This is a genomic window from Amorphus suaedae, assembly GCF_053629675.1.
The window spans coordinates 1,552,104-1,563,605 of the sequence record NZ_JBRJIT010000002.1; the positions used below are offsets into that span (position 1 = coordinate 1,552,104).

10 protein-coding genes are annotated in these 11,502 nt (G+C 66.4%); 3 read left to right on the forward strand and 7 right to left on the reverse strand.

Annotation, left to right across the window (positions count from 1 at the left end; genetic code table 11):
* Nucleotides 1–161 precede the first annotated feature (161 nt).
* The 7 genes from AB7M35_RS20940 to AB7M35_RS20970 all read right to left on the reverse strand — a co-directional run bounded on the left by AB7M35_RS20940 (nucleotide 162) and on the right by AB7M35_RS20970 (nucleotide 6,961).
* Entirely contained in the window at nucleotides 162–623 is a 462-nt protein-coding gene (locus AB7M35_RS20940; RefSeq protein ID WP_453962433.1) for an SRPBCC family protein, read from the reverse strand.
* Between the two features lie 56 nt (nucleotides 624–679).
* Nucleotides 680–1,096, reverse strand: a complete 417-nt coding sequence (locus AB7M35_RS20945; protein WP_453962434.1) for a GFA family protein — start codon at nucleotides 1,094–1,096, stop codon at nucleotides 680–682.
* Nucleotides 1,097–1,256: 160 nt separating this feature from the next.
* The gene (locus AB7M35_RS20950) at nucleotides 1,257–1,820 is read right to left on the reverse strand and encodes an SRPBCC family protein (protein ID WP_453962435.1); all 564 of its coding nucleotides are present in this window, start codon (nucleotides 1,818–1,820) and stop codon (nucleotides 1,257–1,259) included.
* Entirely contained in the window at nucleotides 1,768–2,181 is a 414-nt protein-coding gene (locus AB7M35_RS20955; protein ID WP_453962436.1) for an ArsR/SmtB family transcription factor, read from the reverse strand. Before AB7M35_RS20955 ends, AB7M35_RS20950 begins: the two co-directional genes overlap by 53 nt.
* A 430-nt stretch (nucleotides 2,182–2,611) precedes the next feature.
* The gene (locus tag AB7M35_RS20960; protein WP_453962437.1) at nucleotides 2,612–3,532 is read right to left on the reverse strand and encodes a pirin family protein; all 921 of its coding nucleotides are present in this window, start codon (nucleotides 3,530–3,532) and stop codon (nucleotides 2,612–2,614) included.
* Nucleotides 3,533–4,037: 505 nt separating this feature from the next.
* Nucleotides 4,038–5,552, reverse strand: coding sequence for an argonaute/piwi family protein (locus tag AB7M35_RS20965; protein WP_453962438.1), 1,515 nt, complete (start codon nucleotides 5,550–5,552; stop codon nucleotides 4,038–4,040).
* The gene (locus tag AB7M35_RS20970; RefSeq protein WP_453962439.1) at nucleotides 5,549–6,961 is read right to left on the reverse strand and encodes a toll/interleukin-1 receptor domain-containing protein; all 1,413 of its coding nucleotides are present in this window, start codon (nucleotides 6,959–6,961) and stop codon (nucleotides 5,549–5,551) included. The genes AB7M35_RS20965 and AB7M35_RS20970 overlap by 4 nt, the downstream gene beginning before the upstream one ends.
* A 406-nt stretch (nucleotides 6,962–7,367) precedes the next feature.
* Between AB7M35_RS20970 and AB7M35_RS20975 the strand changes: the two genes are divergently transcribed.
* The 3 genes from AB7M35_RS20975 (at nucleotide 7,368) to AB7M35_RS20985 (ending at nucleotide 11,443) form a co-directional block, all read left to right on the forward strand.
* Nucleotides 7,368–9,071 carry a thiamine pyrophosphate-binding protein gene (locus tag AB7M35_RS20975; RefSeq protein WP_453962440.1) on the forward strand — a complete coding sequence of 568 codons (1,704 nt, stop codon included), beginning with the start codon at nucleotides 7,368–7,370 and terminating at the stop codon, nucleotides 9,069–9,071.
* Nucleotides 9,072–9,331: 260 nt separating this feature from the next.
* On the forward strand, nucleotides 9,332–9,820 hold the full coding sequence (locus tag AB7M35_RS20980; RefSeq protein ID WP_453962441.1) for a TspO/MBR family protein: 489 nt from the start codon (nucleotides 9,332–9,334) through the stop codon (nucleotides 9,818–9,820).
* 243 nt (nucleotides 9,821–10,063) lie between these two features.
* Entirely contained in the window at nucleotides 10,064–11,443 is a 1,380-nt protein-coding gene (locus AB7M35_RS20985; protein ID WP_453962442.1) for a tetratricopeptide repeat protein, read from the forward strand.
* Nucleotides 11,444–11,502: the final 59 nt, after the last annotated feature.

An 11,502-nucleotide genomic window follows, 5' to 3' on the forward strand; every position in this document is an offset into this window, starting at 1 on the left:
CACTGTGCTCCCCAGCCGTCGCGATTCCGCCGACAGTTTACGAGGGCATAGTCTGTGGGCAACAGGTTCCGGCGCACAGCCCCCAGATGGGGAACCGGGAGAACGACGCGTCCACCTGAGAGCGGGTGTCGTTCGGGCGATGCCGCCCGGCCACGATGGGCTTACGTGTCGGAAGCGCCCAGCACGATCGCCTCCGTGTCGCCGGTCTCGATGAACTCCTTGAGGCTGCCCTGGATGAGCCTGGACCAGGAGTTCGTGCACGTGTCGAAGCATTCGACCGCCGGTGTCAGCCCGACATGGGTGAAGGTGACCTCGGTTTTCGGGCCGGCTTGCCGGATGTCGAACGCGATCGACGTGCCCGCCCATTCCTTGACGTCATCGAGGTAGTTGAGCTGGCAGTCGACGACCGTCCAGACGACCCGCTTGCCGGGCACGAGCTCGGTCACCTGCTGGGTGGAGTGATGGAGGTCTTCGTAGCGGTAGACGAAGATGTCGCCGACGGCCTTGGGGTCGCCCTCGTGGTCGCCGCTCCACCAGCAGCGCGGGCTGCTGATGGCGGAGAACACGGCATCCGGGCTCTGGTCGACGGCAAAGCGCGTTGTGAAATGGGTGGTCTTGTCCATGGGGGATCTCGCTGGCTGCCTGACTGCGGCGCGACGGGCGCCTCGGACGACGGGACCTAGCCCGGCGGCATCGTCTCGAACGTGGGGAGCGACGGGTCGAGCGTGTCCCACGGCAGGCCGCGGAACGCGTAGGTGACCGCCTGCGGCTTGAACTGGCCCGGATCGTCGAGGCTCGCCGCGTGGACCGCGATGACGTCCGGCATCGCGCCGAGAGTCAGGTAGACCGGGCTGCCGCAGACCGGACAGAAGGCGTGAACCTTGTCGTTGCCGCTGTCCGCCGTGCTCCGCCAGGAGCCGACCGCGCCCGAAAGCGTCACCTCGGCGCGTCGCGGGAAGGTCAGGTAGGACCCATGGCCGGTGCCGCTGCGCTTCTGGCAGTCGAGGCACTGGCAGTGGTTCTGGAAGATGGGGTCGCTCGTCGTTTCGTAGCGCACCGCGCCGCACGCGCAGCCGCCCTTGTAGGTCGTCGCCATGATGTCAGCTCCCGTTCCGATCAGGGGTGGGGAGGGTCGGCTCGCGGCCGGGCCGCGCGCGCCTCCCCGCAGGCGGTCCGGCAAAGACCGCCCGACGCTCCGCCATCGCGAGGGGCGCGACAGCGGCAACCGGTTCGCAGTCAGTGTCCGCTCGCCCGGCTCACTCCGGGATGCGGCGCTCGTAGTCCGCCTTGAGGCCGGCCCAGGCGTCCCAGAAGGGCGTCGGCCTGCGGTCCTCCAGCCGGGCGGCGAGGACGTCGAGATGGGCGTGCCAGCCCGATGAGACGCCGACCAGCATGGAGCGGCGCGGCAGCCGCCGGTGGACGAGCGTCAGCAGCACCTTCTTGCCGCGCGGCTCCAGCGCGATGGAGACGTCGCCGCTTTCGTCCCAGGTGAAGGCCAGCCGGCGTGGCGGATCGTACTCGGTGATCGTCGCCTTCATCCGGTGTTCCGCGCCGAAGCCGTCGGGCTTCGCGCCGGGCGGGTCGGTCAGCTCGTCGTTGCGCCAGACGAACTCGAACTCGGTGCCCGCCGCCTCCTGCATGAGGCCGCCGGCGAGCCACTGGCGGCGCTTGTCGGCATCGGTGAGATAGCTCCAGACCCGCTCGATGGGGCCGGGCAGCAGGCGCTGGATCTCCAGCGTGGCCGGTTCGATGAGGCGGCCGTAGGCGTCAGGCGTCGCCGTTCCGCCTGCGGGGGCGGTCTGTATCAGTGTCTGCGTCATGGGTCTTCTCCCTGTCGGATGATGGGCGTCCGGCGTCCTCCTCGCGCAGCAGGCGATCGAGGGCGTCGAGGCGTCCGGTCCAGAAGTGCTCGTAGAAGCTCAGCCACTCGGTGGCGGAGGCCAGCGGCCCCGGCTCGAGCCGGCAGTGATGGGTGCGCCCGCGCACCTCGCGGCGGATCAGCCCGGCCTTCTCCAGCACCTTGATGTGCTTGGAGGCGGCCGCCAGCGAGATCGCGAACGGCTCGGCCAGCTGCCCCACGGTGCGCTCGCCATCGGCGAGCGCGCGGAGCATCCGCCGGCGCGTGGCGTCGCCGAGGGCGTGGAAGACGGTGTCGAGCGGGGATGTCTGTAATTCAACCATGCGGTTGAACGTAGCCGTGTCCGTTCAGACTGTCAACCATCTGGTTAAATGATGATGCGCGAGCGTGCGCGGGCACACGAAAAAGGCCCGCATCCTGCCGGGCGCGGGCCTCTCGATTGTCAGTGCAACGCCGGACGGACACCCGCCCGGCCTGAGGAGTAGACCACCAGCGCGCGACCGCGCGCCGGCCGGCCAGGCCGCCCACCCGGAGCCGGTTCGCGCAGCGAACCCGGCGTGAGGGGAAAAGCCTCCACCCGCGCGCGACCGCGCGCCGGCCGGTCAGGCCGCCTCCACGGAGCCGGTTCGCGCAGCGACCCGGCGTGAGGGGAAAAGCCCCCCACCAGCGCGCGACCGCGCGCCGGCCGGTCAGGCCGCCCCCCGGAGCCGGTTCGCCCAGCGAACCCGGCGTGAGGGACAAGAACCAACCCCCTCAGTCGAAGCGGGCGCCCTCGCGGATGAACGTACCCTTCTGCAGCTCGGTCACCGCCTGGATCAGCTCCTCGCGGGTGTTCATGACGATGGGGCCGTGCCAGGCGACGGGCTCCTGGATGGGCTTGCCGGAGACCAGCAGGAAGCGCACGCCTTCCTCGCCCGCCTGCACCACCACCTCGTCGCCGCTGTCGAACACGACGAGCGTGCGGTCGCCCGACTGGTCGCGCAGCGTCATCTCGCGGCCCTGGAACTCCTTCTCCACCTTCACGCCGATCGGCGCGGAGGCGTCGCGGAAGGAGCCGGAGCCGGCGAACACGTAGGCGAAGGCCTTGCGGTAGGTGTCGACGGCGAAGCGCTTCTTCACCCCCGGCGGCACCGAAATGTCGAGGTACACCGGCTCCGCGGCGATCCCGTCGACGGGGCCGCTCTTGCCCCAAAAGTCGCCGGTGATGACGCGCACCACGGTGCCGTCGTCGTCGATGACGACCGGGATGTCGGCGCCCTTGACGTCCTGGTAGCGCGGGCTGGTCATCTTCAGCGACGACGGCAGGTTCGCCCACAGCTGGAAGCCGTGCATGCGGCCGTCGGCGTCGCCCTTGGGCATCTCCTGGTGCATGATGCCGGAGCCCGCCGTCATCCACTGGACGTCGCCGGCGCCGAGCTTGCCGGTGTTGCCCAGGCTGTCGCCGTGGTCGACGGTGCCGGCCAGCACGTAGGTGATGGTCTCGATGCCCCGGTGCGGGTGCCAGGGAAAGCCCTTGAGGTAGTCCTCGGGCCGGTCGTTGCGGAAGTCGTCGAACATCAGGAACGGGTCGGTCAGCGACGGATCGCCGAACCCGAATGCCCGGCGCAGGTGCACGCCGGCCCCCTCCAGATGCGGCTCCGCCAGGCTCTCGTGGCGGACGGGACGAATGGACATGGAAATCTCCTTTTCCAATGGCGGCGCGCCGGGCGGCAGCCATGACCTCCGCTCACTCCAGCGAAGTCTGAACTCCAACCCTTCGGCGCCCGCGCCCTGCGCAGCAATCCTGCTGTCGCGCGTTGTCCCGATAGATAGGGGCGGGCGGGGACACCGTCACCGGAGGGGGGAGTGACGGTGTGTTCGCGGATCGGAGACGGTGGGGGAGGGTGGATTGCAGGCGGCGCGCAGGAAGCGAAAGTCGGGCCTTCCGCAAACAGGCTCCCTTGTCGCCATCGCACTTGGGGCCTGCCGGCCGGTGCCCAAGCGTAAGCCCTATCCTCCGCTCATTCCCGCGAAAGCGGGAATCCAGGGCGGTTGGCTGGGCAGATATGTCCACCGGGCACACTTTGGCCGTCAAAACTTAGTGGACAGCGCACAAAAGTGGACCACCTAGTCGTCGGATGGCGTAGCGGTGTCTATCGGACGGTCCGGCATACCGCAGGCCGCATGCCGCAAATAACGCCTAGATGTAGTACTTGAATGGAAGCGGCGGCGTGTTGTCAGTCGGTCCTGCGGTCAGAATTTCCCCAACCAAGTCCGCGAACCTCAGTGTCACCGGGATTCCGTCCGAGAATCCAGCGTTGTTAAAGTTAAGCTTTGTCAGTGCCAAAACGTCAGCCAGAACGCGTTCAATGTCTGCGTCCCCGCGAACGATGTCGATGGTCAGCGGGTTGGGCACCTCTCTGCCAGGATAAGTATTGAGGCGAGGCGTAAATCCGACGCTCCAGAGATAAGCCTTGCGGCTGCCGGAAATCATCGCTGTGCCCCGCAATACGGGACGGTCGCCGAAGCGGAAAAGTTTGATCTCAGATTGCCGTTTGATCCGCACACCGACTAGTTTGGTGTCTTCTGGAACCGTACTTGAGAAGCCGGCCCATTCATCGGCCCCGAAGGCGGCCTGACCGTGGATAAAAAGCTCAGCGGGCGGGCAACCGTGCATCTCCGTGTAGGTTCGAACAATCATATCCATCAATTCTGCGGCTTTTTCCTTCGAGAGTTGATATTGTTTGTTGGTTTGTGAATACCAGGGACCTACCGCGCCTTTGAAAACGACGCCGTCGCCGCTCGATAGGAACATTTGCGCACCGCAACAGGCATTGTCGTGCCCGTTTGCATTTTCGATCCGCTTGTAAACTAGCCCAACATAGCAAACATCTTCGCGTACATCGGCGATACGCCATGGTCGACCGCCGGATTTATAGAAACTTGTTGTCGCTAGGTTCCAGGCAACCGAAGCCGGGTCCTGCAACGATCGCCGGCTATCTTCCTCAGCGAGAAGCGGCGCTAGCGTCGTCTCGCGAACGACCTGGATCACCTGTTTGGTGTCTAGGAGCCGCGCCTTAAGCTGGTTGTGGAAATTTAGTTCGTAACCATACATTTCGGCAGCCTCGACCTCTTCAGTAAAGAGGGAGCCTGTATGAAGAATCTTCCGCGCTACGCGCTTACCGAGCCCTCGTTTTGCGGGCTCGCGAATACTACGTGGTACACTCGACTGCGGTCGCCCGTATCGGAATATTTCTTCGGGAACAATCGCGTACCACAGTTGCGGACGGGCTTCCTCTTCACGCATGTAGCGGCGCAGGGCTTCCCCATAAAGATCGACCGCTCGATAGATGGCCTCATGACGATCAGCGCCGCGTATCCGGCGGCTTAGTTCCGCAGCGTCGATCTGACACAACGCAAAGGGCTTGGTGGGCCAAGGGATGCCAAAAACGGCCTGAAAACCCGGCCACATCATCTTGTTTTCGGGCTTTCCTTTTTCCGGTTCCGCAATCGTTGTCTGTATAGACTGAACCCAACTTTCATAAATCGGTGCCGCCCGTTCAGTGCCGATAATACCTATATCCATACGAGCGGGATTCTGGTTGGAGGCGGGAGGGCCGAACAGGAACAAGCCGTCTTTCGGATGTTCAGCTTTCTGGGCAAAGCCAAAAGTCAGTTGCGGCTCGTTGATGTGGACTAGCCGCCACTCTTTCATTCGATTACCTCCGACGTATCTTCGTCGGCCTCCTCAAGCGGGAAGTCGTCATCATCGTACTCGACAGTTTCCGACTCGTCGGGGTCTTCAGGGTCTTCGGGCTCCATCAGCGCCAAATCGTCCGGCATCCGGCGGGCTGACACCAACTCAAGCAGGGCCCCGCTGAGGATGAGCTCGTCATCGCCCAGACTGATCTGAATCTCCTGACCGCCAGCGACAAGGAACGCGCAGAATGCCTGCTGCAACTGCCGCCATTGCTTGTTCCACCAATTCATACAAAACCGCCGACGGATGGCGGACGTCCTTTTTGCATCGACGATTGCGGAAAAGCCGTCTTCCGAGAAGCAGATATAGGGCTTGAATCGCACGAACGGTGTATCTCCAAGCATTAAATTGACCCTCATGGCCAGATGCCAGAAAACTTTATTACGTTCGCTCCGTCCAACGACGTTTTTATTCGTTATTTTTCCTGATGCTGCTAGGTATGAGACCTTATCATTTATGATTAAATCTTTAGGAAAATAGTATGCGGCGCCTCCCGATGTTTCGTGGCGCTTGAGTCCGCGGCTAACGAGATAGCTTTCAATATGGTCGCGCAGAAGATGGGTGGCGATATTACGTGCGTCTCCAGCGCGCGGTGAAGTGACGCCCACCGTATTGCCTGACAGAAAATCGTCCAGCTGCACCCTCGCCCGGAGCGAAACTGTGATGGTTGGCGGCATATTGGCTTGGAGGCTAGCCAGGTCGAGAAAAGAAATAATCAGCCGATGGAATGGCCGAAGTGGCAGCCCCGTGTCTTCCAGCACCTTTCTGATCAGATCATTTGACCCGGTATACTCGTAGAAATTTACGAAACGGGGCAGAGCCGATATAGGCAACCAGTTTGTCAGAACCGGTTCCTCGGTCTCGGCTACGAAAACAGCCTTGCTCGTGAAGCTGTCGCGCCATGCATCGAACTCAGCTGTGCGATCGTCTTGATGCCTGACGACATTGGCCGCCTCTAATGTGTCAAGTAGCTCGACGAGTTTGAGGCCCCAGTCGGGCGAAAAGTCGATGGCATTTAGCTGATGTATCTGTATCGGAAATTCACTGAATGGAACGTCGTCGATCCTCAGTGGAATTATGAAATCCGGATCGCCTAGTGATTTCTTTAGGGAATCGGCTACTGAAAGCTCGCTTCGGACGCCAGATCGCGCCGGATCTACGCTCTGTCGAGAAACTACGAAAATGAACTTTATCGTACGTTGACGTAGCGCTTCTTCGATTGTGAGCCAAAAGGGTGTCCCACCCTTGAGTTCGAAAAGGTCCGCCCAGACGCGATAACCATGGCCGCTTAGCCGCGCGCCGAGCCACCTGACGAATGTATTGTCGTCGGGAGTAGCATGACAGATGAAGACCGTATCGCGCATCATATCGCTTCTACGTTCCCTAAGCTCTACGATTATCTACTAATTTTTGCGGTGGCGGACCCCGAAAAGCCTCTGATCGGTGGTTATCCACATTCGTGTTTTTCTTTTGTTCGCAGGCCTCCTTTGTGGATCAGCCTCGATTGAGGTGATGCTCTTGCTATTGCTTGTTGATGAACCCCAGTGGGGGAGGCGACCACGTCCGGCTAAAGAGTAGCTTCGAAATCGACAGTTTGCTTGAGAACCGTCGTTGAAGATATCCGGAGATTAGTGGCACCTCATCGACATCGGTCGACTCGAATCCGCTAGTCCGTTTGTGGCCTGCTACTTTCCCCACCCCCCTCCATTGACTCCTTCCCGCCTCCCGCCTGACATCGGGCCTTCCGTTTGGTCCGCGCGAGTCCCTCCCATGCCCCGCTCCGACACCCCCTCCGCCCCGTCCTCCCGCACCGGCGGGGAGATCCTGGTCGACTGTCTGGCCGCCAACGGCGTCGAGCGGGTGTTCTGCATTCCGGGGGAGAGCTATCTGGCCGCACTCGATGCGTTCTTCGATGCCGAGATCCCGGTGACCGTCGGGCGCCAGGAGAGCGGCGTGGCCTTCATGGCCGAGGCGTGGGGGAAGATGACCGGGCGGCCGGGGATCGCCTTCGTCACCCGCGGCCCCGGCGCCACCAACGCCGCCGCCGGCGTTCACGTCGCCCAGCAGGATTCCACCCCGATGATCCTGTTCGTCGGCCAGATCGGCCGGGGGATGCGCGGCCGCGACGCCTTCCAGGAGGTCGACTTCGTTCGGATGTTCTCCGGGATGGCCAAGTGGGTGGCGGAGATCGACACGGCCGACCGCATCCCCGAGATGGTGGCGCGCGCCTTTGCGACCGCGATGGCCGGGCGGCCGGGGCCGGTGGTGCTGGCGCTGCCGGAGGACATGCTGCGCGAGCGGGCGGCGGTCGCGGCCGTCGCCGCCGCCTCGGTGCCGGCGCCGGCGCCGTCCGCCGCCGAGATCGGCCGCTTCGCCGAGCTGCTCGCCGCCGCCGAGCGGCCCATCGCCATCGTCGGCGGCTCGCGCTGGGACGCCGAGGCGGTGGCTTCGCTCGCCGCCGTGGCGGAGGCGTGGGACCTGCCGGTCGCCACCTCGTTCCGCCGCCAGGAGCTCATCGACAACCGCCACCCGAACTACGCCGGCGACGTGGGCATCGGCCCGAACCCGGCGCTGAAGGCGCGCATCGACGCGGCCGACCTGGTGATCCTGGTCGGCGACCGCATGTCGGAGATGCCGTCCCAGGGCTACACGCTGTTCGACATCCCGGTGCCGCGCCAGCGCCTCGTCCACGTCCATCCGGGCGCCGAGGAGGTCGGCCGGGTCTATCAGCCGACGCTGGGCGTGGTGGCGACGCCGGGGGCGTTCCTGGAGGCGTGGCGGGGGCTGCGGCCGCCCAACGCGCCGGCCTGGGCGAGGGAGGCGGCGGCGGCGCACGCGTCGTTCCTGGCGTGGTCGGAGCCGACGCGCTCGCCCGGCGCGGTGCAGATGGGGGCGGTGATGGCGGTGCTGGAGCGGCACCTGCCGGAGGACGCGATCGTCGCCAACGGCGCCGGCAACTTCGCCGGCTGGGTGCACCGGTTCCACCGGTACCGCCGCTTCGGCACGGTTCTGGCGCCGGCGTCGGGCACCATGGGCTACGGCCTGCCGGCGGCGGTGGCGGCGAAGATCCGGCATCCGGAGCGGATGGTGGTGTGCGTGGCCGGCGACGGCGACCTGCAGATGACCCTCCAGGAGCTCGGGACGGCGGCGGAGGCGGGGGCGGCGGTGATCCTCATCGTCGTCGACAACGGCATCTACGGCACCATCCGCATGCACCAGGAGCGGGAGTATCCCGGCCGGGTGTCGGCGACCGGGCTGGTCAACCCGGACTTCGCCATGCTGGGGGCGGCCTACGGGGCGTTCACGGCGCGGGTGGAGACGGACGCGGAGTTCGAGCCGGCGTTTCAGGCGGCGGTGGCGTCGGGGCGGCTGTCGCTCCTGCACCTGAAGACCGATCCGGAGGCGATCACGCCGGCCACCACGCTGGCCGCGATCCGCGCCGCGGCGATCGCCAAAAGGCAAGCGAACACATAGGGTTGGCCGCGCGCCGGCTGCGCGCGCGCAAGCCCGCGCGGGCTTGCGCGTTCTTGCGCGAAACCGGCCTTTTCCTGCGCGATTTCGCGCGCGGCCGCCGCGCGTACGCAAAGCGCAACCATCTGGAATCGCTTTGCAACGCGCGCTGGCGGCGGTCACGAAAAAGAGATAGGGCAGGGCGATCCCCGGCGGGGGTTCGCGCGTTGACAGCACAGGTTGGGGGCACCGATCGTCACCCGTCGCAAGGAAGCGCAGTCCCCATGCTTGTCTCCCTCCTCGTCCTTCTCCTGTTCCTCGCCGCCGTGGGGGCGGCGGCGGCGACCGGCGCGGTGTTCCGTCCGGACGGCTGGTACCGGACGATCGAAAAGCCGAGCTTCACGCCGCCCGACTGGGTGTTCGCGCCGGCCTGGACGCTGCTCTACCTGATGATCGCCATCTCCGGTTTCGTGGTCTGGTACAAGGTGGGCTTCGCCGGCGCGCCGTGGGCATTCGCGCTGTATTTCCTGCAGATAGTGCTGAACGGGATGTGGTCGCCGGTGTTCTTCGGGGCCAAGCGGCCGGATCTGGCGACGCTGGTCATCGCCGCGCTGTGGATCGCGATCGTGGCCACCATCGTGGCGTTCTCCAGGCTCAGCCTGACGGCGGCGTTCCTGCTGGTGCCGTACCTGCTGTGGGTGACCTTCGCCTCGGCGCTGACGGTCTCCATCTGGCGGCTCAACCGCGGCCGGAGCCTGCCCGCCGGCGAGTAGGCCGGAGGCTTCTCGCCAGGGGACGCGGTGGCGCTTCCGGACGCCCATGTCACCGAGGTGTGAGCGGTCGTGACGCGACGCAGCATCGCGGTGTTTCTACGTTAGCCGAACACGCCGGTCGCCTCGCGCCGGCGCGTCGATTCGCCCGCACGCCGGGCATCCGGTCGGCGCGCTGGCCCGTATGCTGCACCGGGGGAGAATGGGGCCGTTCGGCCAGCCATTGGTCAGGTCAGGGAAGTGTCGATGCCGGTCGCGGATCTCTTCGGGTGTGCCCTCACGATGTCGGACGGGCAGGCGGCGGCGTCGTGGTCGTCGACCGCGCGGACCTTCCTGGCGCATGCCGACGCCACCCCCGGCCACCTCGCCGACACGATCGACCGCGCTCCCGACTTCGCCCTCGGCCATGCCGCCCGCGGCCTGTTCTGCCTGCTGCTGGCGCGCCGCGAGATGGTGCCGCCCGCCCGCGCGGCCCTGACGGCGGCCCGCGCGGCGACGGCCAGGGCCGGCGCGACGGCGCGCGAGACCGCCTACGTGGAGGCGCTCGCCGACTGGCTGGACGGCCGGCCGAGCGCCGCCGCCGCCCGGCTCGACCGCACGCTGCGCGACAATCCCCGCGACGCGCTCGCCCTCAAGCTGGTGCATCAGATCCGCTTCATGCTGGGCGACGCCGGCGGCATGCGGCGCTCCATCGAGGACGTGCTGGAGGCCTACGACGACGGCCATCCGGCGGCCGGCTACGTGCACGGCTGCCACGCCTTCGCGCTGGAGGAGACGGGCTCCTTGGCGGCCGCCGAGTTCGCCGGGCGCCGGGCGCTGGAGCTTGCCCCCGACGACGCCTGGGGCCTGCACGCCGTAGCCCACGTGCATGACATGACGGGGCGGGCCGCGGCCGGGGTCGCCTGGCTCGATGGGCGCCACGCCGCGTTCGGCCACTGCAACAATTTCCGCTACCACGTATGGTGGCACAAGGCGCTGTTCCACCTCGACCTCGGCGAGATCGACGCGGTGCTGGCGCTCTACGACGAGGCGGTGCGGGCCGACCACACCGACGACTTCCGCGACATCGCCAACGGCGCCTCGCTGCTGTCGCGCCTGGAGATCGAGGGCGTCGACGTCGGCAGCCGCTGGGAGGAGCTGGCGGCGATCAGCGAGGGACGGACCGACGACGGCTGCCTGGTGTTCGCCGACCTGCACTACCTGCTGGCGCTGTGCGGCGGCGACCGGACCGAGAGCGCGGCGCGGCTGGTGGCGCGGATGCGCGCCGATGCCGACCGGGCCGAGGACGAGATGGACCGGGTGACCGCCGACCCGGGCGTGGCGGTGGCGACCGCGCTTGCCGCCTTCCGCGCCGGCGACTACCGGGCCGCCCACCGCGCCTTCCAGAGCTGCCGGCCGCGCATGCAGTCGATCGGCGGCAGCCACGCCCAGCGCGACGTGTTCGAGCGGCTGGCCATCGAGGCGGCGATCCGCGCCGGGCTGCTGCACGAGGCGCGCGGGCTGGTCAGCGACCGGGTGACGTTCCGCGGCGCGGTGGATGCCTTCGCCACCTCGCGGATGGGCCGCATCGACGCCGCGCTGGCGGAGGCCGCGAGCGCGGAGCCCCGCCTGCACGCGGCCATCTGAGGCCGGCGGTCCGGCGCGCCGCCCGGCCGACCTCGCTGGATGCGGGGCGGCGTGATCGG